At 59.8% G+C, this 26,697-nt stretch carries 15 protein-coding genes and 2 pseudogenes; 8 read left to right on the top strand and 9 right to left on the bottom strand.

What is annotated here, in order from left to right; all coding sequences use genetic code 11:
- Positions 1-23: 23 nt before the first annotated feature.
- The 5 genes and pseudogenes from AC1UK9_RS02505 to putP all read right to left on the bottom strand — a co-directional run.
- A pseudogene (locus AC1UK9_RS02505) lies at positions 24-212 on the bottom strand (hypothetical protein); the annotation flags it as partial.
- Positions 213-294: 82 nt separating this feature from the next.
- Positions 295-972 carry a DUF4123 domain-containing protein gene (locus AC1UK9_RS02500; RefSeq protein ID WP_482579255.1) on the bottom strand — a complete coding sequence of 226 codons (678 nt, stop codon included), beginning with the start codon at positions 970-972 and terminating at the stop codon, positions 295-297.
- A gap of 171 nt (positions 973-1,143) precedes the next feature.
- Positions 1,144-1,515: a hypothetical protein gene (locus AC1UK9_RS02495; protein ID WP_157836070.1), complete on the bottom strand. Its 372-nt coding sequence runs from the start codon at positions 1,513-1,515 to the stop codon at positions 1,144-1,146.
- Between the two features lie 1,049 nt (positions 1,516-2,564).
- Positions 2,565-4,577: pseudogene (locus tag AC1UK9_RS02490) on the bottom strand (type VI secretion system Vgr family protein); the annotation flags it as partial.
- 346 nt (positions 4,578-4,923) lie between these two features.
- The gene (putP, locus tag AC1UK9_RS02485) at positions 4,924-6,408 is read right to left on the bottom strand and encodes a sodium/proline symporter PutP (RefSeq protein ID WP_473014274.1); all 1,485 of its coding nucleotides are present in this window, start codon (positions 6,406-6,408) and stop codon (positions 4,924-4,926) included.
- Between the two features lie 456 nt (positions 6,409-6,864).
- On the opposite strand from putP, the gene putA reads away from it, so the two are divergent.
- The 3 genes from putA to AC1UK9_RS02470 all read left to right on the top strand — a co-directional run bounded on the left by putA (position 6,865) and on the right by AC1UK9_RS02470 (position 13,759).
- Positions 6,865-10,818, top strand: coding sequence for a trifunctional transcriptional regulator/proline dehydrogenase/L-glutamate gamma-semialdehyde dehydrogenase (putA, locus tag AC1UK9_RS02480; RefSeq protein ID WP_482579253.1), 3,954 nt, complete (start codon positions 6,865-6,867; stop codon positions 10,816-10,818).
- Positions 10,819-11,062: 244 nt separating this feature from the next.
- Positions 11,063-12,865, top strand: a complete 1,803-nt coding sequence (locus AC1UK9_RS02475; RefSeq protein ID WP_482579251.1) for an acyl-CoA dehydrogenase — start codon at positions 11,063-11,065, stop codon at positions 12,863-12,865.
- 165 nt (positions 12,866-13,030) lie between these two features.
- Positions 13,031-13,759 (top strand): hypothetical protein, encoded by a 729-nt coding sequence (locus AC1UK9_RS02470; RefSeq protein WP_482579250.1) that lies wholly within the window; start codon positions 13,031-13,033, stop codon positions 13,757-13,759.
- A 48-nt stretch (positions 13,760-13,807) separates the two neighbouring features.
- Here AC1UK9_RS02470 and AC1UK9_RS02465 read toward each other — a convergent pair whose 3' ends face one another.
- The 3 genes from AC1UK9_RS02465 to AC1UK9_RS02455 form a co-directional block, all read right to left on the bottom strand.
- On the bottom strand, positions 13,808-15,745 hold the full coding sequence (locus tag AC1UK9_RS02465) for a methyl-accepting chemotaxis protein (RefSeq protein WP_473014271.1): 1,938 nt from the start codon (positions 15,743-15,745) through the stop codon (positions 13,808-13,810).
- Positions 15,746-15,844: 99 nt separating this feature from the next.
- Positions 15,845-16,147 (bottom strand): cell division protein ZapA, encoded by a 303-nt coding sequence (locus tag AC1UK9_RS02460; protein ID WP_003220971.1) that lies wholly within the window; start codon positions 16,145-16,147, stop codon positions 15,845-15,847.
- Positions 16,144-16,374 (bottom strand): hypothetical protein, encoded by a 231-nt coding sequence (locus AC1UK9_RS02455; RefSeq protein ID WP_003220969.1) that lies wholly within the window; start codon positions 16,372-16,374, stop codon positions 16,144-16,146. The genes AC1UK9_RS02460 and AC1UK9_RS02455 overlap by 4 nt, the downstream gene beginning before the upstream one ends.
- 277 nt (positions 16,375-16,651) lie before the next feature.
- On the opposite strand from AC1UK9_RS02455, the gene AC1UK9_RS02450 reads away from it, so the two are divergent.
- The 5 genes from AC1UK9_RS02450 to trxC all read left to right on the top strand — a co-directional run bounded on the left by AC1UK9_RS02450 (position 16,652) and on the right by trxC (position 25,762).
- Positions 16,652-18,277 (top strand): methyl-accepting chemotaxis protein, encoded by a 1,626-nt coding sequence (locus tag AC1UK9_RS02450; protein ID WP_025110228.1) that lies wholly within the window; start codon positions 16,652-16,654, stop codon positions 18,275-18,277.
- A 327-nt stretch (positions 18,278-18,604) separates the two neighbouring features.
- Positions 18,605-20,347 (top strand): potassium/proton antiporter, encoded by a 1,743-nt coding sequence (locus AC1UK9_RS02445; RefSeq protein WP_482579248.1) that lies wholly within the window; start codon positions 18,605-18,607, stop codon positions 20,345-20,347.
- Between the two features lie 34 nt (positions 20,348-20,381).
- Positions 20,382-23,735 carry a mechanosensitive channel MscK gene (gene mscK, locus AC1UK9_RS02440; RefSeq protein ID WP_025110230.1) on the top strand — a complete coding sequence of 1,118 codons (3,354 nt, stop codon included), beginning with the start codon at positions 20,382-20,384 and terminating at the stop codon, positions 23,733-23,735.
- A gap of 48 nt (positions 23,736-23,783) precedes the next feature.
- Entirely contained in the window at positions 23,784-25,247 is a 1,464-nt protein-coding gene (selO, locus tag AC1UK9_RS02435) for a protein adenylyltransferase SelO (protein WP_482579246.1), read from the top strand.
- 80 nt (positions 25,248-25,327) lie between these two features.
- Entirely contained in the window at positions 25,328-25,762 is a 435-nt protein-coding gene (gene trxC, locus AC1UK9_RS02430) for a thioredoxin TrxC (protein ID WP_482579245.1), read from the top strand.
- Between the two features lie 132 nt (positions 25,763-25,894).
- Here the strand turns inward: trxC and AC1UK9_RS02425 are convergent, their stop codons facing one another.
- The gene (locus AC1UK9_RS02425; protein ID WP_025110233.1) at positions 25,895-26,665 is read right to left on the bottom strand and encodes a ParA family protein; all 771 of its coding nucleotides are present in this window, start codon (positions 26,663-26,665) and stop codon (positions 25,895-25,897) included.
- Positions 26,666-26,697 lie beyond the last annotated feature (32 nt).

The following is a 26,697-nucleotide window of genomic DNA, read 5'->3' as shown; positions in this document are numbered from 1 at the left end:
CACAGTTTGAAACTCACCAACATTCAGTTCGGCATTGAGCCCAATCGTTTCCCGATCACATCCAGCAAATCACACCCATCACGCAAGGGAATGGCGCAGAGTTTGGCGAAGTCACTGAGGATGATGGAGTCGCACTCGATCGAGCCGCGCATGCACAGGTTTTCCAGCACCTGGACGACGGTGCGGATGCGGTAGTTGGCGGCGTCCATCAGCTATCCCTGCAACCCATCGCCTACCAGTTCATGAAAACCGCCGCGACTCGAAGGAAACGTCCGGGGCCTTCGCCCGGAAACCTCACTCCGACTCTGTCAGCAAATACTCCAACAACGCCGACTGCGACGATTCTTCCGACGTTGCGACCTGAAAAAACTGCCTGACCTTGCAGCGTAGAACCGGCTCGGGGAAGTCCTCGAAGAGCATCGGATGCTCCTCGCTCAGCCACTGCACAGCATTGCCGACGCGAACGTCGTCACCCGCCGCAGCCAAGACCGACTCCGGTACTGTCCACCAAGGAAACACCCGCTCCGAAGCCTGCGCCCTGCCCCCGACAGCCACGGCCTGACCATTGATCAAACCGCGCGATATCACCGGCATCAGTTGCGCCGAATCCACTGCGTCCGAATGCAGGATCGGCAACAGAAACCGCCCATCCCAAAAACGGAAAAACACCGCTTTGCCGTCCGGCATCAACACCTGGGTCAAACTGCGCAAATGCTCAACCACCACTTCAAGGCTCGCCGAAGAAACCGCTAGCCAGCCCCAATCAAGAGACTCGGTAGTCGCCACCCAATCGAGAAACTCACTGTCTGCCGGGACAATTCCCACGAAAGGCATCACTGCATCCCACTCGGCGTAAATCGTATCCGCCCAAATCGGACTTGGCGCTTGGACGGTAGTTGACCCGCTCCAGATCTTGAATGGCTCGCCATCGCTGGTGCTGCTGAGAACTGCAAACAGTTGTTCATCGGCCATTAGCGGCTGACGCTGTAACCAATGTTGGGGAATTAGTTTTATCATTCAACGACCTATTCAGCTCTCGACAATATCGAGAATGCTGTTATCTACAAAAACAAATGGCTGAGTTACAAACCAGCGTAAAGAGACAACCTGAATGACAAAAACAGATTGATCATCGAAAAATGGTTAACTCAGCCAACCATTAACCTTCCCCAACACCACACCGATTATTGCAAGGGTGCTTAACACCAACATCATCCAATTGGAAAATAAAATTATCCGCCGCAAGCCTACTGGCAAGGCTTCGTAATCCTTGGCGTCCAGCTCTCCATTTCGTATGGATTTACGCGAGAAGATCATGAGCGTGCCCACACTACTAATAAATAGAAATCGGCCAATCGGCTCCCACCCCAAGGTGCGTTTTCTAGAAATAACAGCCGGTGAATTGCTCAAACACTTAAAGATATCCCGCGCAAAAAAATAAGCCACAAACAGCAAAATCAATGACGACAGAAAAATAAGTGCAATCAATACCAAACCACTTAACAGGAACAGCATTTCAATATCCGATCTCATTTCTGGATCTCATAGACAACATCTGCCCCTTGCTCGCCCCACTCCCCGAAAGTATTGCCCAGCACAGCGGTACCCAAACCAGTCAACACAAGACCGCAGGCGATTCCGCCTGCCCCCAAAGTGCTAAGCCCGATAGCGGCGCACACCGGACCCGCAATTGCCGCCCCTGCGGCTCCGCCCATGACAATTCCACTAAATTTCCCACTTTCGGTGAACCGCACTCTCCTGCAAGCCTCTTCAGTACCCTCTCGACAGGTCTCCTTGACCTTAATTCCCGATGCTGTGGCCTGTAGCCCAACTCCGATCCAGCCCCCCACTTTTATTACCTTGCTCGCCTTACTTACCCCCTCAATATGCATCGCATACCCCGGAATTCCGGCTGAAGTACCCACCTTGCTCCAGTGATGGACAAGGCTGCGGCTGGAAATGCCCAGTGCTTTCCTAAGGTTCGGGTGATCGGGCAAACCAACCATTTTTCGCATTAAGGGACTGAGGCTGTTATCCAGTTGCGTCATCAACTGTTTTCGCTTTTCAAAGAAATCAACACCTTTAAGCTTGCCGTGCTTATCGAAGGTTTCCTTATGCAGTGACTCCAACTCACTCAACGTGCCGGCGAGATTTTTTAAATGATTACTGAACATCGCCGCCCCAATCCCTACGCTTGTCGAACCCTGCGATAAAAACGATTCAATCTCCCCATGATGCCGAGCCATAAACTCCGCCTCCGCATCACTCATCGGCGCCAACGCCGCATCAACTTTCTGCGCCGCCTCCATCAGCAACGCCTCTTCCCGAGTGCATTGCGTATTACGTGGATCGCTCAGCACGATCAGTTGCCCAGGTTTGGCGTATTGGCTGAGTTGCGGATTGAGGCTGCGAAATTTCTCCAGCACGGCCGGATCTGGCTGCGGGAACAGTGTGGATTCCAGCGCAGACCGCGACATTCCCTGTTCAACAATATGAAAGCCCGGCTCAGCGCCCGAAGGCGCCGGCCGGGCTGAGGACTTTGGGGGTTGCGACAACGTGTCGGGCGCCGGGCAGAGGCCATTCTTGCAGCGCTCGCACTCTTCGCAGAACGGTGCATCGCTATTCAGGCTCATGATCTGTCCTGGCGTGAGGATGGCGGCGGGCGCTGCCGCCAGTTTCTCCGGCAATCCCGGCACAATCGGCGCCGCACTCATCGCCGCCATCGGCGCACCACCGACCTGAATCGGTACGCTGCTGAAAATCCCGCCGGGGCCGATGTTGATCCACTGCCCACCCGCCTGAATCGTCGCGCTCGCACCGCCATCGATGACCACTTGTTGCCCGGCGCTGACGTTGAACTGTCCGCTGGCGCTGGTTGCCTGATTGCTCACCCGAATGTGCCGATCGCCAACAACCGTCAAATGGTCGTCCCTCTTCACTTCGGCCTGGCGCTGGCCGTGGGTGATGCGCTGTTCGTCCGCCTTCAGCTCATGCTTTGCGGTGCCGGTGACGACGATGCTGCGCTGATTGTCGACCTGCACTTGTTGGTCGTGCAGCACATGCTGGGTCCAGTTGCGCTGGGCGCGCAGGTAGATTTCCTCGGCACCTTTTTTGTCCTCGATACGCAGTTCGTTGTAACCGCCGCCACCGGGGCTGCTCTGGCTGCGGAAGATGCTGCGGGTCTGGTCGGCCGGCAGATCCAGCGGCACTGGCGTCGCGGCGTTCGGCAAACAACCCATGACCAAGGGTTTGTCGGCATCGGCGTCGATGAACCCGACCAGCACCTCCATGCCGACCCGTGGGATCAGCACGCTGCCGTAATGGTCATGCGCCCACCCCGTAGCGACACGCAGCCAGCAACTGGAGTGCTCGTTGAGTTCGCCGACACGATCCCAGGCCAGTTGTACCTTGACCCGGCCGTACTCGTCGCAGTGGATTTCCGTGTCTTTCGGCCCAGTGACCACCGCTGGTTGATAGCCGAGCATCCGTGGTTTTTCCGGGCCAAGGGCCGGGCGGAAGAACACATCCCACGGCGTGGCGAGAAAGGTATTACGGTAGCCCTGGAATGTTTCCCCATCACTGGTCACCGATTCCTCCAGCACTTGCGGCTGTCGCCCACAGTGCTCGATGGCGGTGAGCAGCCACAGATCATTCCAGTCCTGGCGCGGGTGCTCGGTCAGTTGCAGGAAATGTCCACACACCAGCGAGGATTCATCGCTGATGCCTTCGGCCTGACGATAGTCGGCGACATGTCGCTCAAGCGCACGTTGTGCGAGGTGCTTGCCGGTTTCACGATCGTTGAATTGACCGGGGAAGTGATAGTCCTCCAGCACTGGGCGCTGCTCGCTTTCACTACGGCTTTGCAGTTGCACGCGCGGCTTTTCAAAGTTGTAGTCACGCCGGGTAACCACGCTGGTACGGGTCTCCACGCGCACGTTGAAACGCTGGATCGCCGGCGCGCCTGCCGCCATGCCGCTGCCCGGCAGGTACAACGTCGGCGTCGCCAGACGCGGGAACACCGTTTGATCGTCGCCGAACACCAATACGTGGCCTTCGGGACTGTGCTGAAAGTGGTAATGAATGCCGACCTCGGCACACAGGCGCTGGATGAACGCCAGATCGCTCTCGGCGTACTGCACGCAATATTCACGCACCGGGTAGTCGCTGCCGAGGCGGAACTCGAACGCATCGCGCAGGATCGCGTGATCCTTGAGGATCCGCGCAACGATCTGCGGCACCGTTTGATGCTGGAAGATCCGCTGATTGATGCGGTGCCCGAGGTACGTCAGACGCGGGACCAGGCTCAAGTGATAGCGAGTCAGACGTTTCCCGGAGTCGCCCTGCCCGACCTGATAAATCTGACCGTGAACACCGGAACCGTCCGCGTCAAAACTCAGAAACGCCTGACGGTGCAGCAGGCTTTCGAGGTCCAGATCGGGCCGTTCACTGACCAGTTCCAGTTCGAAACGATAGGGTTGGCTGATGGCTTCCTTGCCCGTGAACTCAAGGACCTTGAGGTCAAGTTGGGCGCCTTCGAGGGTCAACGTGAAACGCGGTTGATTGGCAGGCGCGAACATCCGATGTGTCTCTGCAGAATGAGGGCGGGCGATTCTGCATGAGGGACAAGGAGGGTTGGGTGAGTGACGGGAAAATCAGATTTTCCCTACTTTTTCTGTCGAAAAAGCCTTCGAATATCGGCGCATCCAACTACAGACACAGCCCTCAAAACCACCACCACTTGTAGGAGTGAGCCTGCTCGCGATAGCGGCATATCTGTTAAAAGAATGCTGACTGGTACTCCGCTATCGCGAGCAGGCTCACTCCTACAGGGGTTTGTGGTGAATCAGAGAAATCACAGGCACAAAAAAACGGCCCGCCTCCTTTCGGAGACGGGCCGTTTTTTGTGAGCCGAAGCTCAATGCATCACTTGTTCAGGTGGAAATCTTTTTCCGCCGCTTCGAAGCGCTGCACCATGCCAGTGGTCGGCGAGCCGAACTTGCTGACGATGTAGATCGCCAGGCTGGCGAAGATGAAGCCCGGGATGATTTCGTACAGCCCCATCACTTCCCAATGTTTCCACGCCACAACGGTGATCGCACCGACAAGGATACCGGCCAGTGCGCCATCGCGAGTCATGCCTTTCCAGACGACCGAGATCAGCACCACCGGACCGAACGCAGCACCGAAACCGGCCCACGCGTAGCTGACCAGACCCAGCACATGGTTTTTCGGGTTGGCTGCCAGTGCGATGGCGATCAGCGCGACCACCAACACCATGGCGCGACCGATCCAGACCAGTTCTTTCTGAGAAGCTGTCTTGCGGATGAACGCTTTGTAGAAGTCTTCAGTCAGGGCGCTCGAGCACACCAGCAACTGGCAGCTCAGGGTGCTCATCACTGCAGCCAGAATGGCCGACAGCAGAACACCGGCAATCCATGGGTTGAACAGCAGTTTGGCCAGTTCGATGAAGACGCGCTCGTGGTTTTCAGTCACCGGACCTGCAACTTCCGGGTGTGCCGAGAAGTAGGCAATACCGAAGAAGCCCACAGCCACGGTGCCGCCCAGGCACAGGATCATCCAGGTCATGGAGATGCGACGGGCATTGGCAATCGACTTCACCGAGTCAGCCGCCATGAAACGCGCCAGGATGTGCGGTTGACCGAAGTAGCCCAAGCCCCAGCCCATCAGCGAAATGACGCCAATGAAAGTGGTGCCCTTGAGCATGTCAAAGTTGCTTGGGTCTTGTGCCTCGATCGCCAGGAACGTGGTGTCGACGCCGCCAGTGGCCAACAGGACGATGATCGGCGTAAGGATCAGCGCGAAAATCATCAGGGTGGCTTGTACGGTGTCGGTCCAGCTCACTGCGAGGAAACCGCCGACGAAGGTGTAGGCAATCGTCGCCGCAGCACCGGCCCACAGCGCCGTCTCGTAGGACATGCCGAAGGTGCTTTCGAACAGACGGGCACCGGCCACGATGCCAGATGCGCAATAGACGGTGAAAAACACCAGAATCACGATCGCCGAAATGATACGCAGCAGGCCGCTTTTGTCTTCGAAGCGGCTGGAAAAGTAATCCGGCAGCGTCAGGGCGTCACCGTTGTGCTCGGTCTGCACGCGCAGACGACCGGCGACGAACAGCCAGTTCAGGTAGGCACCGACGATCAGGCCGATGGCGATCCAGCTTTCGGACAGGCCGGACATGTAGATGGCACCCGGCAGGCCCATCAGCAACCAGCCGCTCATGTCGGAAGCACCGGCAGACAGAGCCGTCACGACGCTGCCGAGGCTGCGGCCGCCAAGAATGTAGTCGGAGAGGTTGTTGGTGGAGCGATAGGCCATGAAGCCGATCAGCACCATTGCTGCGATGTAGATCACGAACGTGATCAGTGTTGGATTGCTTACGCTCATTAAGTTACGCCCTGGCTTTGTTTTTATGTAGCAGCGGTGATGAATCGCACACAAACGACGACGTTTGGCAGACGAATCGGGATCCCGCGCATTTAGGACTGATGTTTCCCCAGGAAAGCCACCAGCCGATGCATCGGGTATTCCCGGTTGCACCTTGGGCGCGAATGCTATGCAACAAAGCAAAATAGGTGCAACCAGTTTCTCGAGAATAAGTTGCACCTAGTCGGATATACCCACAAATAAGCGTTTTTTGCTCCCTTTTAACGCAGTCAGAACGCTTTGCTAGAAGCAAACGCACCAAGCAAGTGCTGCACTCGAGTACCAGAAAATAATTCCTGATGAGGCGTTTATTTTTCCGACAAAAAAGGGTTGCACCCGGTTGCACCTCTTTCGGCGCACGGCTAATCTTGCCGCCAGCTGATGCCACGCAACTGTGGCAACCATGAGGATAAAAATATGGCTACCACCACCCTTGGGGTCAAACTCGATGACCCGACCCGCGAGCGCCTGAAGGCTGCCGCGACCTCGATTGATCGCACACCGCACTGGCTGATCAAGCAGGCAATTTTCAATTACCTGGAAAAACTCGAGGGTGGTGCAACCCTGACCGAGCTGAACGGTTTGACCGCCAAGGACAGCGACGACGCCGGCGAAGTCCACACCGATCACGCCCATCAGTGTTTCCTCGAATTCGCTGAAAGCATCCTGCCGCAATCGGTGCTGCGTGCTTCGATCACTGCCGCTTACCGCCGCCCTGAGCCGGAAGTGGTGCCGATGCTGATCGAACAGGCGCGCCTGCCGGCACCGATGGCCGAAGCCACCAACAAACTCGCCGCGACCATCGCGGAAAAACTGCGTAACCAGAAAAGTGCCGGCGGTCGTGCAGGCATTGTTCAGGGTCTGCTGCAGGAATTCTCCCTGTCGTCCCAGGAAGGCGTAGCCCTGATGTGCCTGGCCGAAGCGCTGCTGCGTATCCCGGACAAAGGCACTCGTGATGCGCTGATCCGCGACAAGATCAGCACCGGCAACTGGCACCCGCATTTGGGCAACAGCCCTTCGCTGTTCGTCAACGCGGCCACTTGGGGCCTGCTGCTGACCGGCAAACTGGTGTCGACCCACAACGAAGCCGGCCTGACGTCGTCGCTGAGCCGCATCATCGGCAAGAGCGGCGAGCCGATGATCCGCAAGGGTGTCGACATGGCCATGCGCCTGATGGGCGAGCAGTTCGTCACCGGCGAAACCATCGCCGAAGCGCTGGCCAACGCGAGCAAGTTCGAAGCCAAGGGCTTCCGCTATTCCTACGACATGCTCGGTGAAGCGGCACTGACCGAGCACGACGCGCAGAAGTACCTGGCGTCGTACGAACAAGCCATCCACTCGATCGGCAAAGCCTCCCACGGCCGTGGGATTTATGAAGGCCCGGGCATTTCCATCAAGCTGTCGGCACTGCACCCGCGTTACAGCCGTGCGCAGTACGAGCGGGTGATGGACGAGCTGTACCCGCGCCTGCTGTCGCTGACCCTGCTGGCCAAGCAATACGACATCGGCCTGAACATCGACGCCGAAGAAGCCGACCGTCTCGAACTGTCGCTGGATCTGCTCGAGCGCCTGTGCTTCGAGCCGCAACTGACCGGCTGGAACGGCATCGGTTTCGTGATCCAGGCTTACCAGAAGCGTTGCCCGTACGTGATCGACTACGTGATCGACCTGGCTCGTCGCAGCCGTCATCGCCTGATGATCCGCCTGGTAAAAGGCGCGTACTGGGACAGCGAAATCAAACGCGCCCAGGTCGAAGGCCTGGAAGGCTATCCGGTCTACACCCGCAAGGTGTACACCGACGTTTCCTACATCGCTTGCGCGCGCAAACTGCTGTCGGTGCCGGAAGTCATCTACCCGCAGTTCGCCACGCATAACGCCCACACCCTGTCGGCGATTTACCACATTGCCGGTCAGAACTATTACCCGGGCCAGTACGAATTCCAGTGCCTGCACGGCATGGGCGAACCGCTCTACGAGCAGGTTGTCGGCAAAGTTTCCGAAGGCAAGCTGAACCGTCCGTGCCGTGTGTACGCACCGGTCGGCACCCACGAAACCCTGCTGGCGTACCTCGTGCGTCGTCTGCTGGAAAACGGCGCGAACACCTCGTTCGTCAACCGCATCGCCGACCAGTCGATTTCGATCCAGGAGCTGGTGGCCGATCCGGTGGCTCAGATCGAGCAGATGGCGACCGTGGAAGGTGGTTTCGGCCTGCCGCACCCACGCATTCCGTTGCCGCGTGACCTGTACGGTTCCGAGCGCGCCAACTCCGCGGGCATCGACATGGCCAACGAACACCGTCTGGCCTCGCTGTCCTGCGCCCTGCTCGCCACCGCGCACAACAACTGGAAAGCCGCGCTGATGCTCGGTTGCGCCTCCAGCAACGAAGCCCCGGCCCCGGTGCTGAACCCGGCCGATCACCGCGATGTGGTCGGTCACGTGCAGGAAGCCACCGTCGCAGACGTCGACAACGCGATCCAGTGCGCCCTGAACGCCGCGCCGATCTGGCAGGCTACCCCGCCCGCCGAGCGCGCCGCGATTCTGGAACGCGCCGCGGACTTGATGGAAGGCGAGATCCAGCCGCTGATGGGCCTGCTGGCCCGTGAAGCCGGCAAGACCTTCGCCAACGCCATCGCCGAAGTCCGTGAAGCGGTCGACTTCCTGCGTTACTACGCGGTGCAGGCGCGCAACGATTTCAGCAACGACGCCCACCGCCCACTGGGCCCGGTGGTGTGCATCAGCCCGTGGAACTTCCCGCTGGCCATCTTCAGCGGCCAGGTCGCTGCCGCACTGGCTGCCGGTAACCCGGTACTGGCCAAACCGGCTGAGCAAACGCCGCTGGTTGCCGCGCAAGCCGTGCGCCTGCTGCTTGAAGCAGGTATTCCGGAAGGCGTACTGCAACTGCTGCCGGGTCGCGGTGAAACCGTCGGTGCCGGTCTGGTCGGTGATGAGCGCGTCAAAGGCGTGATGTTCACCGGTTCCACCGAAGTCGCGCGTCTGTTGCAGCGCAACATCGCTGGCCGTCTCGACAGCCAGGGCCGTCCGATTCCGCTGATCGCCGAAACCGGTGGCCAGAACGCGATGATCGTCGATTCTTCGGCCCTGACCGAACAAGTCGTGATCGACGTGGTGTCCTCGGCGTTCGACAGCGCCGGTCAGCGTTGCTCGGCTCTGCGTGTGCTGTGCCTGCAGGAAGATTCTGCTGATCGCGTCATCGAAATGCTCAAAGGTGCCATGGCTGAAAGCCGTCTCGGCAATCCTGAGCGCCTGTCCGTGGACATCGGCCCGGTGATCGACGCCGAAGCCAAGGCTGGCATCGACAAGCACATCCAGGGCATGCGCGATAAAGGTCGCAACGTGTACCAGGTGGCGATCGCCGACACTGAAGAAGTCAAACGCGGCACCTTCGTCATGCCGACCCTGATCGAACTGGAAAGCTTTGACGAGCTGCAGCGCGAGATTTTCGGCCCAGTGCTGCACGTGGTTCGTTACAAGCGCAAAGAGATCGATCAACTGATCACTCAGATCAACGCTTCCGGCTACGGCCTGACCCTCGGCGTGCACACCCGGATCGACGAAACCATCGCCAAGGTGATCGACAACGTCAACGCCGGTAACGTCTACGTCAACCGCAACATCGTCGGTGCCGTGGTCGGCGTGCAGCCATTCGGCGGCGAAGGCCTGTCGGGTACTGGCCCGAAAGCCGGTGGCCCGCTGTACCTGTACCGCCTGCTGTCGACCCGTCCGGCCGATGCGATCGAACAATCCTTCGCTCGCGGTGATGCTGTCGTCGCCCCGGACGTGCGTCTGCGTGATGCCATGAGCAAACCGCTGAACGCCTTCAAAGCCTGGGCCGAGAGCAACAAATACGCCGATCTGAGCGCCCTGTGCGTGCAGTACGCCGCCCAGTCGCAAAGCGGTATCACCCGCGTGCTGGCCGGCCCGACCGGCGAGAAGAACAGCTACGCGATCCTGCCGCGCGAGCACGTGCTGTGCCTGGCGGACGTCGAAGGCGATCTGCTGACCCAACTGGCGGCGGTATTGGCTGTCGGCGGTTCGGCAGTGTGGCCGGAGTCCGACATCAGCAAGGCGTTGTTCGCACGCCTGCCGAAGGACGTTCAGGCGCGGATCAAGCTGATCGCCGACTGGAACAAGGACGAAGTGGTGTTCGATGCAGTCCTGCACCACGGTCATTCCGATCAGCTGCGCGGCGTCTGCCAGCAGATCGCCAAGCGTGGCGGTGCAATCGTTGGCGTTCAGGGCTTGTCCCAGGGCGAAACCAACATTGCGCTGGAGCGTCTGGTGATCGAGCGGGCGTTGAGCGTTAACACGGCTGCGGCGGGTGGTAACGCCAGCCTGATGACCATCGGTTAATGCCGATAACCGGGCTGCCGCAATGGCCGCCCGGTACGCAATACCCCTGTGGGAGCGGGCTTGCTCGCGAGCGCGGTCGATCAGTCGACATCAATGTTGCCTGACACACCGCATTCGCGAGCAAGCCCGCTCCCACATTTGATTAGTGGCACCCCCGCCTCTCCATCACTCCCGTCAATCATCCTGTTCAGCCTTTATCAGCACGCCTAGACTCGGCCCAAACCCAAATTTCAGGTAGGCCGCCATGTCCGAGACGCTGCTCAGTTCCCGCAATCTGGCTTTCGAGCTGTATGAAGTCCTCGATGCCGAAGGCCTGACCCGGCGTGAGCGCTTTTGCGAGCACAATCGCGAAACCTTCGACGCCGCCATCGGCACCGCGCGCAGCATCGCCGAGAAATACTTCGCGCCGCACAATCGCAAGGGCGACGAGAACGAGCCGCGCTACGAGAACGGCCAGGCGGTTCTGATTCCGGAAGTGAAACCGGCCGTGGATGCTTTCCTCGAAGCCGGCTTCCTCAACGCCGCGAGAAGCTTCGAAGCCGGTGGCATGCAATTGCCGACGCTGCTGTCGCAAGCGTGCTTTGCGCACTTTCAATCGGCGAACGCGGCAACCACTTCGTACCCGTTCCTGACCATGGGCGCGGCCAACCTGATCGAAAGCTTCGGCACTGACGAGCAGAAACAGCGCTTCCTGCAGCCGATGATCGACGGCCGTTTCTTCGGCACCATGGCCCTGACCGAACCGCATGCCGGCTCTTCGCTGTCGGATATCAGGACTCGCGCGGAACCTGCGTCCGACGGCACTTATCGGCTCAAGGGCAACAAGATCTTCATTTCCGGCGGCGATCACCCGCTGTCGGAAAACATCGTGCACATGGTGCTGGCCAAGCTGCCCGACGCACCACCGGGGGTGAAGGGCATTTCGCTGTTCATCGTGCCGAAATTTCTGGTCAACGATGACGGCAGCCTCGGTCAACGCAATGACGTGCTGCTGGCCGGGCTGTTCCACAAGATGGGCTGGCGCGGTACCACGTCCACCGCACTGAACTTCGGCGATAACGGCGAGTGTGTCGGCTATCTGGTGGGCAAGCCGCATCATGGGCTGAGCTACATGTTCCAGATGATGAACGAAGCGCGGATCGGCGTCGGTATGGGCGCGGTGATGCTCGGTTATGCCGGGTATCTGTATTCGCTGGAGTACGCTCGCGAACGTCCGCAAGGTCGTGTGCCGGACAGCAAGGACCCGAGCACAGCGCCGGTGGCGATCATTCAGCACGCGGATGTCAGACGCATGCTGCTGACGCAAAAATCCTACGTCGAAGGGGCGTTTGACCTCGGTCTGTACGCGGCGCGGCTGTTCGATGACACCACCACGCTGGAAACCGAAGCCGAGCGCAAACAGGCCCACGAGTTGCTGGATCTGCTGACGCCGATCGTCAAATCGTGGCCATCGGAGTTCTGCCTGAAGGCCAACGAACTGGCGATCCAGATTCTCGGCGGCCACGGTTACACCCGCGAATACCCGGTGGAGCAGTATTACCGTGACAACCGCCTGAATCCGATCCACGAAGGCACCCACGGCATTCAGTCGCTGGACTTGCTCGGACGCAAACTGGCGCAGAACGGCGGCGCGGGGCTCAAGCAACTGATCCGCCTGATCGCCAACACCGCCGAGCGCGCGACCGCGCACGAATCACTCACCGAGTTGCGTGAGCCGCTGGAGAAACTGGTGGCGCGCCTGCAAGTCGTGACCATTGGGCTGTTGACTGATCTGGCGCAGGGCAAGGTCAACAGCAGCCTGGCAAATTCGGCGCTGTACCTGAAGGTGTTCGGGCACACGGTGATTGGCTGGCGCTGGCTGGAGCAGGCGATTCGCGCCGAAGAAGGATTAGCCAATGGCAATGCGGCGGATGCCGACTTCTATAAGGGCAAGTTGCAGGCGGCGCGGTATTTCCTGACGTGGGAAGTGCCGGCTTGTCACCATGAACTGGCGTTGCTGGAGGCGCGGGATGATACGTGCCTGGCGATGCAGGATGCGTGGTTCTGATCAAGCCGTTGAGTTACCCACTCACACTTAAAACATTTGCGCACCTGTCAGGCTTTACAGGTGTGCAAATCAGGATGTGGCGATAGGCTGTTTTCGCCTGACATGTAGTTTGCCCGGCAAGTATGGAATTGAAGTACACCTTCCACTCCGAGAGGCAGACACATCATGAGCAGCAAAACGCTCGAAGAACGATCCATCAAGCTTCCGGGGATTGTGACCGAGGACTACTGCATTCTCGCTTCCACCTCAGCCACGTCTCTGCGCAACGGTACGGTCTGGACGAATAAGGATTCAACCGTATCCACTGTCATCAGCAAAAATCATCAACGATTATCGGATGAACAGAGCCTGATCAGTATCGTAATGGCTCCAGGCGATAACGAGCTTGGTACTACAACTACCGCAACGGCAATGTTTGAAGTGACTTCTGTGGGCGATCACTATTTATCGACACATCGCGTCACCTTCAAGGACTTCACCCACACGCAAGACAATCAATGGAATGCTACGGTGTACGGCACGCCACTGCTTAATGACACGTCAGAATCGTTAATCGACCCCTATGTCATGCTCAGCGAATATCAGTTTTTCATGGCGGCCAGAGTCAATGACAACGTGAAAGATGAGGGCAGCCAGGAGCGCATCAGCAAAAAAACCTACACAAAGTTAGCCAACAATCTTTACATCAATGAAATTGTGACCCCTTATAAGACCTATCCCAACTCCCAGTCTTTCAACAACGACGACATGTTCAGAACATTGGCGTCAGACGATCTCTACGTTGATGAGTCAGCAGAGTGGTTGGTCAAGGAGAAACTGGTTTACTACTTGCTTACCTTGGGCGGAATCGACTTTTACGGTAGAGAACTCCGCCTGATAAAAGCTGCGCGATAATTCGCCCGACGCGCCTCAGCCGGCGCGTCGAACCGAAAAAAAACGCTATCAATTTAATCGGAACCCACCCATCTGCCGCGCCAGATCATCCGCCAGTCTCTGCAACATCTGGCAGTCTTCGCGACAAGCCCTGACCTCCCCCGCCGTCGCCCGCGCCAGGTCGGAAATCCCCTGCACATTGCGGTTGATCTCTTCAGTCACCGCCGACTGCTCTTCCGTCGCCGTCGCCACCTGATGATTCATGTCGCTGATGCGCTCGACCTGCCCGGTAATGGCCGTCAATGAAGCGCCAGTACGCTGGCTCGACTCAACCCCGGTCCCCGTCGCGGCCTGACCTGTACGCATCGACGACACGGCGTTTTCTGCGCCCTGCTTGAGGCTGCCGATCATCTGCTGAATCTCGTCGGTGGACGCTTGGGTCCTGCGCGCCAAGGTGCGCACTTCATCGGCCACCACAGCGAACCCGCGCCCCATGTCCCCGGCCCGCGCCGCTTCGATGGCGGCGTTGAGTGCCAGCAGGTTGGTCTGCTCGGACACCCCGCGAATCACCGCCAGCACCGAGTCGATCGATGCCACCTGATGCGCCAACTCACCGACCGCGCCAGCCGCCACGCCAATCTCATCGGACATGCTTTCGATATGACGGATCGAGCCACCGACCACTTCCCGCGCCTGCAGCGCTTCGTCCCGTGCGGTTTGTGAGGCAAGTGCGGCGTTGCCGGCGTTCTGTGCGATCTCCTGCACGGTCAGGCCCATTTCATGCACCGCCGTGGCGACCATATCGGTCATTTCCTGCTGACGGCCGGAACGCTCGGCGGTGTTTTCCACCACTCTGGCCACTTGGCCGACAGCGGTGCGCAGACGTTCGCTGGTGGTCAGCACCTCACCGATCATCCCGCGCTGGCTGTCGAGGAATCGGTTAAAGCCCCGGGCCAGATCGCCCAGCTCATCGGCGCGGCTGGAATCTAACCGATGGGTCAAATCTCCACCGCCGCTACCGATTGCTACCAGCGCGGCTGTTACCTGACGAATCGGCCGCACCAAACCTTGCGCCAGCCACACCACCAAGGCGAGGCACACCAGCGCCACCGCCAGACCGATGCCGCCACTCATCCACATCGCTTTGCGGGCTTCGGCATAGATCTGCGACTGCGGCACTTCGGCCACCAGGGTCCAGCCAAGATCGCGCAACGGCAGGCTGAAGACGAGGAAGTCTTCGCCGTCCCTTTGGAAGCTGCTGTTCACGGCAACTTTTTGACCCAAGACGTTTTGCGCAGCGCTGGCGCCGATCTGCTCGCTCAAGGTGCGCTTGCCGCTGTATTGCGCTTCAGGATGAACCTGGATCAAACCGTCAGAACGCACGAGATAGACCTTGCCGCGCTCACCGAAGCTGAAGTTGTGGATCAGCTCCGACAGCTCTTTCATGCTCAGGCCAAGCCCTGCCACGCCGACCACTTTGCCCGCCTGCTCGACCTTCAGATCGATGAACAGCGCCAATTCTCCGGTAGCACCGTCGTTGTCGATATTCAGGGTGCGGGGCTGGTTGCTGTCGAGGAAGGAATAGAACCAGGCATCGGCCGGCTTGGCGCGGCTGAGAGTGCGGTCCAGGCCTTTTTCGGTGACGTAGTGATTGGATTCGGCGCCGATGATCAATGCGGTGAAGGCTTTATGTTCGGCGCGGATACCTTCCAGATACTGCGCGAAGGCCGCCGTTTTTCCGCTGTCTTCACCCGAGGCCAGCCAGTCGCGCACCATCGTGTTGCTGGCGATGTCCTTGGCGGCGGTCAGTGGCTGAACGAGGATGCGTTCGATGTCATTGCGCGTCGCTTCGATGCTCGACGGCAGCGCTTGTTCGACCAGATAGCTCTGGGCGAGGCGGTTGACCACCAGGGTATAAATGCCAACCACGATCAGGATGCTGAACAGCAGGGCGGTGCCCATGCTGAGAATCAGCTGCCATTGAATACTGCGTCGCCACAACTGCATGGAGCACCCCCAAAGAATAAGTGGCCGAAACAATGCAACAGCCGTGCCGATTGTATACAACTCAATCGACAATCTATTCTTTGGTTGTGCGCAACCCCATCAACCCTGATTGATGGTCTTGGCGATGGTTTCGACCGTGGCGCTGACTTGCTCTTGGTAACGGTCGAGTTCTTCCTGGTGCTGCTTCTTCATTTCGATCTGCTGCGAGCACAGATTCATGGCTGCCAGCACCAGCAAGCGGTCACCGATCAGCGTCGGGTATTTGCGTTTGGTGTCGGCCAGTGCGGCCTTGAGCATCAGTGCGGCGTCCAGCAGGGTCTGTTCTTCCCCGGCCGGTGCCTTGATCGAATAGTCCTCCCCGAGAATGGAGATGACTTTTACCCCTGCGGTGCCGTGGTTCATGCGCTGACAGGACCTGCGTTGACGCGATCAACCAGGGCCTGGATGCGCGCTGCGGTGGCGCCGTGCTTCTCTTCCTGTTCCATCAGGCTCAGTTGCAGGCTTTCGTTTTCATCCTTGGCCTGGGCCAGTTCCGTGGACAGGGTCTGGTTGGTTTGCGTGAGGGTCTGGTTCTGTTGCACCAGGTCGCTGACGAGCTGTTCCAATTGGCTGAGGGATGCTTCCAACATTTTGATCTTCCAGGCGTTTTTCAAAGGGCGCGTACGATAAAGAAAAGTCACTGCGGATGCCAGGGTTAAACCGGCGCAAGGCCTTGATTTTCCTGGCGGCCGACCGTTCTTGCGAGTTTTAAAGACTGCGATCTGCCGATCTGGTTCCTGCACTTCGTCGCCCAGGCCCTTATGCGACAAATACGCACACTGCCTCAAGACTTTAGTCGTATGACCGATAAGTCATCCATACAGCAGTCTCAGCCCGCATGGATGCGGCCCTTTTTGGTATCACGCCATGTCCCTTCGCAATATGAATATCGCCCCCCGGGCGTTCACCGGTTTCGCCCTGATCGGCGGCCTGATGCTGATCCTCGGCGTGTTCGCCTTGAACCAGATGAGCAAAATCCGCGGCGCTGCCGAGAACATCACCACCAGCAGTGTGCCGAGCATCAAGAACCTCGACGAGTTCACGCAACTGACCCTGCGCCTGCGGGTGCTGTCGTACCGTTTGCTGGTCAACCGTGAAGCGGACGTGCAGCAGAAAACCGTCGAGCTGCTGGAGATGCGCAACCAGCAGATCCGCGCCGCCCAAACCGCCTATGAGCCGCTGATCGTCAGCCCGCAGGAGCGCGCCGCGTACGATCAGTACGTGCAGTTGCTCGGCCAGTACCGCCAGATCGAAGACCGGATGAAAAGCCTGTCGCGCAACAATCAGGTGGACGAGTTGCGCAACCTGCTGAACACCCAGTTGCTCGACAACTCCGAGGCGATGAACAGCGTGCTCAACCGCCTGATGCAAATCAATGGCCAGCAGATCAGCGAAACCAACCAACAGGCCGCCGAGCAATACTCCTCGGCATTCAATCTGGTGGTCACCCTGCTGGTCGTCGCCACTGGCCTGACGTTCCTGTTCGCCTGGCTGCTGACCCTCAGCATCACCAAGCCGATCTCGAAAGCGCTGGACGCGGCGGAAACCATTGCCGAAGGCAACCTGACCCAGCCGATCCACGTTGACGGCACCGACGAAGCCGGGCGCCTGCTGGCGGCCATGGCCAAGATGCAATCGAAACTGCGCGACACCCTGCAGCGCATCTCCGGCTCCGCCACCCAGCTGGCTTCCGCTGCCGAAGAGCTGAACAGCGTCACCGACGAAAGCGCCCGTGGCCTGACCCAGCAGAACAACGAAATCGAACAGGCCGCCACCGCCGTCAACGAAATGACCAGTGCCGTGGAAGAAGTCGCACGCAATGCGGTAAGCACTTCGGAAGCCTCGAAGAACGCCACCACTTCGGCGGGCGACGGCCGTGACCTGGTACAGGAAACCGTCAGCGCCATCGAACGCATGAGCGCCGATGTGCAGAGCACTGCGACCCTGATCGGTGATCTGGCGAACGAATCCCGTGACATCGGCAAGGTGCTAGACGTGATTCGCGGCCTGGCCGATCAGACCAACCTGCTGGCCCTCAACGCAGCGATCGAAGCGGCACGTGCCGGTGAAGCCGGGCGCGGTTTTGCCGTGGTGGCGGACGAAGTCCGTGCCCTGGCACACCGCACCCAGCAGTCGACCAGCGAAATCGAGCGGATGATCGGCAGCATCCAGAGCGGCACCGAACACGCCGTGGATTCGATGCGCAACAGCACCGAGCGCGCCGAATCGACGCTGAACATCGCCCGTGGCGCCGGTCTGTCGCTGGACACCATCAACACCGCGATCGTTGAAATCAACGAGCGCAACCTGGTGATCGCCAGCGCTGCCGAAGAGCAGGCACAAGTGGCCCGCGAAGTGGATCGCAACCTGGTGAACATTCGCGACCTGTCGGTGCAGTCGGCCACCGGCGCGAATCAGACCAGTGCGGCGAGCAACGAGCTGTCGCGCCTGGCGCTGGATCTGAACAATATGGTTGGGCGGTTCAGCCTTTGATCTAAAAGCAAGATCAAGAGCGCCCCCTCACCCCAACCCTCTCCCCCTAAAGGGGGCGAGGGGGAAAGGGAGCAGATCTTCGTGCTTTTCAAAACCTGAGTTCGACTCGCTATTTCAGGTCGATGTAACTCGAGAGAGCCACTCGGTCAGTCCCCTCTCCCCCCGGGAGAGGGCCAGGGTGAGGGCAGCGATCTCAAGCCGAACCCAAATCTGCGTCCCCCACTGAAAAACCTTTTTGACAGCATCACATTTCAACAGGTTAGAATCGCTGGCACGCAGACTGCATGGTCAGTTTGTGCCCGTCTTTACGCTTCTGGAGTACTGCCTTTGAATGCGACGACCATCAACAGCCTGTTCTTGATCGGCGCGTTGCTGGTAGGTGCGAGCATTCTTGTCAGCTCACTTTCTTCCCGTCTCGGCATCCCCATTCTGGTGATCATTCTCGCGGTTGGCATGACCGCCGGGGTCGATGGCGGCGGGATCATTTTCGATAACTATCCCACGGCCTACCTGGTCGGCAACCTCGCACTCGCAGTGATCCTGCTCGACGGTGGCTTGCGCACCCGGGTCTCGAGTTTCCGCGTGGCCTTGTGGCCGGCGCTGTCGCTGGCGACGGTCGGGGTGCTGATCACCACCGGGCTGACCGGCATGGCCGCTGCGTGGCTGCTCGACCTGAACCTGATCCAGGGCCTGCTGATCGGCGCTATCGTCGGCTCCACCGACGCCGCAGCAGTGTTCTCGCTGCTCGGCGGCAAAGGCCTCAACGAACGGGTGACCGCCAGCCTGGAAATCGAGTCCGGCAGCAACGACCCGATGGCGGTGTTCCTCACCGTGACCCTGATCGACATGCTCGCCAGCGGCCAGACCGGCCTGCACTGGAGCCTGTTGACCCACCTGATCCGCGAGTTCGGCATCGGCGGCGTGATCGGTCTGGGCGGCGGCTGGCTGATGCTGCAACTGGTCAACCGGATCAACCTTGCCACCGGCCTCTATCCGATTCTGGTGATCGCCGGCGGCCTGGTGGTGTTCGCCCTGACCAATGCCCTGCACGGCAGCGGCTTCCTCGCCGTTTACCTGTGCGGTCTGGTGATCGGCAACCGTCCGGTGCGCAGTCGTCACGGCATCCTGCACATGCTCGACGGCATGGCGTGGCTGGCACAGATCGGCATGTTCCTCGTGCTGGGGCTGCTGGTCACCCCGCATGACCTGCTGCCGATCGCCCTGCCCGCCCTCGGCCTGGCACTGTGGATGATTCTGTTCGCCCGGCCGCTGTCGGTGATTGTCGGCCTGCTGCCGTTCAAGGCATTCCATGGCCGCGAGAAGGCGTTTATTTCCTGGGTCGGATTGCGCGGCGCGGTGCCGATCATTCTGGCGGTGTTCCCGCTGATGGCCGGGCTGCCGAATGCGCAGCTGTACTTCAACCTTGCGTTCTTCATCGTGCTGGTGTCGCTGTTGGTGCAGGGCACGAGCCTGCCATGGGTCGCCAGACTGTTGAAGGTAACGGTGCCGCCAGAGCCGGCGCCGATCTCCCGTTCCGCGCTGGAAGTGCACATCACCAGTGAGTGGGAACTGTTCGTCTACAAGCTCGGCGCGGAGAAATGGTGCATCGGTTCGCCCCTGCGTGAACTGAAAATGCCCGAAGGCACGCGCATCGCCGCCCTGTTTCGCGGTCAGCAACTGCTCCATCCGTCGGGTAGTACGGTGCTGGAAGTCGATGATTTGCTGTGTGTTATCGGCCATGAACACAACCTGCCGGCCCTCGGCAAACTGTTCAGCCAGGCGCCGCAACGCGGTCTGGATCTGCGCTTCTTCGGCGACTTCGTACTCGAAGGAGACGCCCAGCTTAAAGCGGTTGCAGCGCTTTACGGGTTGCCTGCCGAGGGCATCGATCCGGACATGACCCTGGGTGCGTTCATTGCCCACAAGGTCGGCGGTGCACCAATCGTTGGCGACCAGGTGGAGTGGAACAACACCCACTGGACGGTCGCGGTCATGGACGGGAACAAGATCGGCAAAGTGGGCGTCAGATTCCCCGAAGGAAGTCGCCCGGGCCCCGGGCTCTTCCTCTAAACTGCGTCCACTATCACTTGCTTGACCGGTCTCTATGCCTACCCTGCGCTCATTCTTTTTCGCGGCCCTGCTGGGCCTGAGTCTTTCCGTCGGCCCGCTGTACGCCGCCGAACCGCCGTCCAGCGAAGCCGTGCAGGCCAGCCTGGACAAGCTTACCGACAGCAAACTGCCCGAGGCCGACAAGAAGGCCCTACAAACAGTCCTGCAAAACACGCTGAACCAGCTCAACAACCGGCGTGACTATGAGCAGAAGCTGATCGATCTCAAGCAACAACTGGCCACCGCGCCGAAGCAGACTATCGAGAACACGCGTGAGCTGGCGCGACTCAAAGCCACTGCCGTGGTGCCGGTGGCGCAACGCTTTACCAAGGAAAACATTCAGCAGCTGGAACAGATGCTCACCGAGCGCTCGACCCAGCAAAGCGATCTGCAAAAAGCCCTGGCCGACGCCAACAGCCTGATCATCACGGCCCAGACTCGCCCGGAACGCGCCCAGGCAGAAATCGCCAGCAGCCAGACGCGCATCCAGCAGATCAACGGCATCCTCAAGACCGGCAAGGACAGCGGCAAAACCCTGAGCGGCGAGCAGCGCGACCTGCTCAATGCCGAGCTGGCGGCGCTCAATGCGCTGATCCCGTTGCGCCGCCAGGAACTGGCCGGCAACAACCAGTTGCAGGATCTGGGCAACAGCCAGCATGACCTGCTCTCGGAAAAATCCGATCGCTTGGACCATGAGATCCAGGAACTGCAAACCCTGATCAACCAGAAGCGTTTGACCCTGTCTCAGGAAACCGTGACGCAGCAGTCGATCGAGGCCCAGAAATCGGGCAGCAGCACCCTGCTCGCCACTGAAAGCGCGGCCAACCTCAAGCTCTCCGACTACCTGCTCAAAAGCACTGACCGCCTCAACGAGCTGACCCAGCAGAATCTGCAGACCAAGCAGCAACTGGACAGCGTGACCCAAAGCGACTCGGCCCTCGACGAACAGATCAACGTGCTCAAGGGCAGCCTGCTGCTGTCGAAGATTCTCTATAAGCAGAAACAGGCGCTGCCGCGCCTCAAGGTCGACCGCGACCTCGCGGATCAGATCGCCGACATTCGTCTGTATCAATTCGAGATCAACCAACAGCGCGAACAGCTGAGCAATCCAACGACTTACGTCGACAACCTGCTGTCCACCCAGCCGCCAGAGCAGGTCACGCCACAGCTTCGCAAGAGTCTGCTGGAGCTGGCCAACACCCGTGTCGATCTGCTGGAGCGGCTGAGCCGCGAACTGAGCGCGATGCTCAATGAATCGATCACCCTGCAACTGAACCAGAAACAACTGCTGAGCACCGCGCAAAGCCTGCGCGCGACCCTGGACGAGCAGATGTTCTGGATTCCCAGCAACAAGCCGCTGGACACGGAATGGATTCGCAGCGTCCCAGAGCGGCTCAAGCGCCAGATCGACACGCTGCCGCTGGCGTCGAGCCTGAGCGAGCTGACCGACGGCCTGACCCAGCGCCCGCTGCTGTTCCTGCCGCTGGCCTTGCTGATCGGCGCCCTGTTGTGGCGGCGCAAGGCGCTATACGCGCGGTTGAACAAGGTTCACCAGGACATCGGTCACTTCAAGCGTGACAGCCAGTGGCACACGCCGCAGGCGATCCTGATCAACATTCTGCTGGCGATGCCGGTCGCCCTTGGCCTGGCGCTGTGCGGTCTGGCCTTGCAGATCGACGCCCGCGGGCAGAACGCCAACATGGGCGCAGCACTGCTGCAAATGGGTCAGGCGTGGCTGGTGTTCTACACCGCCTACCGGATTCTCTCGCCGGGCGGCGTGGCCGAGTTGCACTTCCGCTGGGACAAGCCGCAGGTCGAGTTCCTTCAGGGCTGGATCCGGCGCCTCGGGCTGGTGGTGATGGCGCTGGTAACCGTGGTGGCCGTCGCCGAGCTGCAACCGGCGGCGCTGGCCGACGACGTAATCGGCATGCCGGTGGTACTGACCTGCTACGCCCTGATGGCGTGGCTGCTCAGCCGCCTGCTGATCAGCAGCCCGGCCCACGAAAATACTTCATTGTTCCGCAAGGCTGTCGGTGTGATGTTCACCCTGCTGCCGATCGCCCTGTTCGTCGCGGTGTGCTTCGGCTACTACTACACCGCGCTGAAACTCAGCGACCGGCTGATCAACACCCTGTACCTGCTGATGTTCTGGCTGGTGATCGAAGCCACCTTCGTCCGTGGTCTGGCGGTCGCCGCACGCCGTCTGGCCTACCAGCGCGCGCTGGCCAAACGTCAGGCGGCCAAAGAGGCCGGCGACGGCGAAGCGGTGATCGAAGAGCCGACGCTGGACATCGAAAAGGTCAACGAACAGTCGCTGCGCCTGATCCGCCTGGCACTGCTCGGCGGCTTCATCGCCGCGCTGTACTGGGTCTGGGCCGACCTGATTTCGGTGTTCTCGTACCTCGACAACATCACCCTCTACGAATACACCAGCGGCACGGGCGCCAACATGAGCATGGTGCCGATCAGCATCGGCGACATGCTCGGCGCGCTGATCATCATCGGCATCACCTTCGCCCTGGCGCGCAACCTGCCGGGTCTGCTCGAAGTGTTCGTGCTGTCGAAACTCAACCTCGCGCAGGGCAGTGCCTACGCGACCACGACGTTGCTGTCGTATGTGATCGCCGGCGTCGGTTTCGTCTCCACCCTGTCGACCCTCGGCGTGAGCTGGGACAAGTTGCAATGGCTGGTGGCGGCACTCTCGGTGGGCCTCGGTTTCGGCATGCAGGAGATCTTCGCGAACTTCATCTCCGGCATCATGATCCTGTTCGAACGCCCGGTGCGGATCGGTGACACCATCACCATCGGCAACCTCTCGGGCACGGTGAGCAAGATCCGCATCCGTGCCACGACCATCACCGACTTCGACCGCAAGGACATCATTGTCCCGAACAAGACGTTCATCACCGGGCAACTGATCAACTGGTCGCTGACCGACACGATCACCCGGGTGACGCTGAAACTCGGCGTGGATTACGGCTCCGATCTGGATCTGGTCAAGGAACTGCTGCTCAAGGCTGCCCGGGAAAACCCGCGTGTTCTCAAAGAGCCCGAGCCGCACGTGTACTTCCTCAACTTCGGCGAAAGCACCCTCGATCATGAGCTGCGCATGCACGTGCGTGACCTCGGTGACCGCAATCCGGTGATCGACGAAGTGAACCGCTTCATCAACCGCGAGTTCAAGAAGCAGCACATCAACATCTCGTTCCGCCAGATGGAGGTGTACCTGAAGAACCTCCACGGTCAGGAATACAAGTTGGTGCCGGTCGAGGACGACAGCAAAACCATCGTCCCGATCAGCGGCGAACAAAAACCGCTGCAAGAGCCGCCGCCAGCCAAACTCGACTAACCGGTCTAATCCCAGCAGAATGCTCGGACATTCTGCTGGAGCCGGCCCTTGAAAGCCCTCGACGAACTGACCTTCGACAATCGCTTCGCTCGCCTGGGCGATGCGTTCTCCGCCCACGTGCTGCCCGAACCGATCGACAACCCGCGTCTGGTCGTCGCCAGCCCGGCCGCCCTGGCCTTGCTGGATCTCGACCCGGCGACCGCCGAAACCCAAGAGTTTGCCGAACTGTTTGGCGGCCACACGCTGTGGGCCGATGCCGAGCCACGGGCGATGGTCTATTCCGGGCACCAGTTCGGCGGCTATACGCCGCAACTGGGCGATGGCCGAGGCTTGCTGCTCGGCGAGGTCTGCAACAACGCCGGCGAGCACTGGGACCTGCACCTCAAGGGCGCTGGGCAAACACCGTTTTCGCGCATGGGCGATGGCCGTGCGGTGCTGCGTTCGTCGATCCGCGAGTTCCTCGCCTCCGAAGCGCTGCACGCGCTGAACATTCCGTCTTCGCGAGCGGCCTGCGTGATCGGCTCCGACACCCCGGTGTGGCGCGAGAAGCAGGAACGCGCGGCGATGGTGCTGCGTCTGGCGCCGAGCCATATTCGCTTCGGCCACTTCGAGTATTTCTATTACACCAAGCGTCCCGAGCAGCAAAAGCAGCTCGGCGAGCACGTGCTGGCGATGCATTTCCCCGAGTGCCTGGAACAACCGGAACCGTATCTGGCGATGTTCCGCGAGATCGTCGAGCGCAATGCCGAACTGATCGCCAAGTGGCAGGCCTACGGCTTCTGCCACGGGGTGATGAACACCGACAACATGTCGATCCTCGGCATCACATTCGACTTCGGCCCGTTCGCCTTCCTCGACGATTTCGACGCCAACTTCATCTGCAACCACTCGGACGATCAGGGCCGCTACTCATTCAGCAATCAGGTGCCGATCGGCCAGTGGAACCTCAGCGCCTTGGCCCAGGCCCTGACACCGTTCATCAGCGTGGAAGCCCTGCGCGAAACCCTCGGCCTGTACCTGCCACTGTTCCAGGCGCATTACCTGGACCTGATGCGCCGCCGCCTCGGCTTCACCACCGCCGAGGATGATGACCAACAGCTCCTGGAAAACCTGCTGCAACTGATGCAGAACAGCGGCGTCGATTACACGCTGTTCTTCCGGCGTCTCGGCGAAGAGTCAGCGGAAAAAGCCGTCGCCCGACTGCGCGATGACTTCGCCGACATCAAGGGCTTCGATGCCTGGGGCGAGCGTTATGTGGCCCGGGTTGCACGCGATGGGGAGAACGATCAAGAACAACGCCGCACGCGGATGCATGCGGTCAACCCGCTGTACATCCTGCGCAACTATTTGGCGCAAAAGGCTATCGACGCCGCCGAACAAGGCGACTACTCAGAGGTCCGCCGCCTGCATGCAGTGCTGAGCAAGCCGTTCGACGAGCAGCCGGGGATGGAAGGTTATGCCGAGCGGCCGCCGGAGTGGGGCAAGCATCTGGAGATCAGTTGTTCGTCTTGAGGCACAGGATTCAACCTTGATAAATGCCTCGCAGGACTCCAGATCAGTCGTACGAGTTATCTACGTTCACCGAGCCCATTATGACCAGCCCACTCCTCATCCCCTGCCCCGCCTGCAACGGCCTCAACCGCATCCCCGCCGAACGCCTGGGTGATCAGCCGAAGTGCGGGCGCTGCAAATCCACTGTGCTGCTGAGCAAGCCATTCGAACTCAAGCAAGGCGACTACATCAGTCAGATCAAGGGTGATCTGCCGCTGTTGGTGGACGTGTGGGCGGACTGGTGCGGGCCATGCAAGTCGTTCGCACCGGTGTTCGAACAGGCTGCTGCGCAGTTGGCGGGCAAGTGCCGACTGGCCAAGCTCGACAGCGAAGCCAATCAGCAGTTGTCGGCGCAGTTGGGGATTCGTTCGATTCCGAGCCTTATTCTGTTCAAAAATGGCCGCGAAGTGGCGCGCCAGAGCGGGGCGTTTCCGTTGCCGCAGTTGATGGCATGGCTGCGCAGCCAAGGTATCTGACACACCCCAAAACCCACTGTGGGAGCGGGCTTGCTCGCGAAGAAGGAGTGTCAGTCAGCCGATTTATCAACTGACAGAATACCTTCGCGAGCAAGCCCGCTCCCACAGGGGATCCATGCGTAATTCGAGGTATCAGGCGTCTTCGAGCAGGTTATGCAGCTCGACGAATTGCTGCGTCAGCTTGTGCCGCGGGTCGAGGTGGATCAGCGGCGTGCTGGCCTGGTGCGATTCACGCATGCGCACCGAGCTGCTCAGATACACCGGCAGCACCGGCAAGCCTTCAGCGATCAACTCATCAAGCATCTGCTGCGGCAGGCTGGCCCGGGCCTGGAACTGGTTGACCACAATGCCTTCGACTTCCAGACCTTCGTTGTGGTCTTCCTTCAACTCTTCGATCTCCGCCAGCAACCCGTACAGCGCCTGCCGCGAGAAGCTGTCGCAATCGAAGGGAATCAACACACGATCGGCGGCAATCAATGCCGACACCGCATAAAAATTCAGTGCCGGCGGGGTGTCGAGATAGATCCGGTCGTAATCTTCTGACAACTCGTCCAGCAACTTGCGCAGCTTGTTGATCTTGTGCTTGGCCTCAAGCTTGGGCTGCAGATCAGCCAGTTCGGCGGTGGCGGTAATGATGTGCAGGTTGTCGAACGGGGTTTCGTAGATATCCGCCTGATTTTTCTTCGAGAACGGCCCTGAAGACAGGGTCTGCTTGAAGAAGTCGGCAATGCCCATCGGAATGTCATCCCCGGTGAGCCCCGTCAGATACTGAGTGGAGTTGGCCTGGGCATCGAGATCCACCAACAGCGTGCGATAGCCCTCGCTGGCGCTGACCGCCGCCAGATTGCAGGCAATGCTGGATTTGCCCACGCCACCTTTCTGATTGAACACCACGCGCCGCATGACAAAACCTCCGTGTATCAAAGAATGACCGA

The organism is Pseudomonas sp. AK-TSAG1-1 (assembly GCF_056821665.1).
This window is presented reverse-complemented; position numbering and strand designations above follow the sequence as displayed.

Coding starts and splice junctions, on each gene's coding strand:
- AC1UK9_RS02500 (WP_482579255.1), bottom strand. CDS start 972: ATGGCCGATGAACAACTGTTTGCAGTTCTCAGCAGCACCAGCGATGGC.
- AC1UK9_RS02495 (WP_157836070.1), bottom strand. CDS start 1,515: ATGCTGTTCCTGTTAAGTGGTTTGGTATTGATTGCACTTATTTTTCTG.
- putP (WP_473014274.1), bottom strand. CDS start 6,408: ATGAGCGTAAGCAATCCAACACTGATCACGTTCGTGATCTACATCGCA.
- putA (WP_482579253.1), top strand. CDS start 6,865: ATGGCTACCACCACCCTTGGGGTCAAACTCGATGACCCGACCCGCGAG.
- AC1UK9_RS02475 (WP_482579251.1), top strand. CDS start 11,063: ATGTCCGAGACGCTGCTCAGTTCCCGCAATCTGGCTTTCGAGCTGTAT.
- AC1UK9_RS02470 (WP_482579250.1), top strand. CDS start 13,031: ATGAGCAGCAAAACGCTCGAAGAACGATCCATCAAGCTTCCGGGGATT.
- AC1UK9_RS02465 (WP_473014271.1), bottom strand. CDS start 15,745: ATGCAGTTGTGGCGACGCAGTATTCAATGGCAGCTGATTCTCAGCATG.
- AC1UK9_RS02460 (WP_003220971.1), bottom strand. CDS start 16,147: ATGAACCACGGCACCGCAGGGGTAAAAGTCATCTCCATTCTCGGGGAG.
- AC1UK9_RS02455 (WP_003220969.1), bottom strand. CDS start 16,374: ATGTTGGAAGCATCCCTCAGCCAATTGGAACAGCTCGTCAGCGACCTG.
- AC1UK9_RS02450 (WP_025110228.1), top strand. CDS start 16,652: ATGTCCCTTCGCAATATGAATATCGCCCCCCGGGCGTTCACCGGTTTC.
- mscK (WP_025110230.1), top strand. CDS start 20,382: ATGCCTACCCTGCGCTCATTCTTTTTCGCGGCCCTGCTGGGCCTGAGT.
- trxC (WP_482579245.1), top strand. CDS start 25,328: ATGACCAGCCCACTCCTCATCCCCTGCCCCGCCTGCAACGGCCTCAAC.
- AC1UK9_RS02425 (WP_025110233.1), bottom strand. CDS start 26,665: ATGCGGCGCGTGGTGTTCAATCAGAAAGGTGGCGTGGGCAAATCCAGC.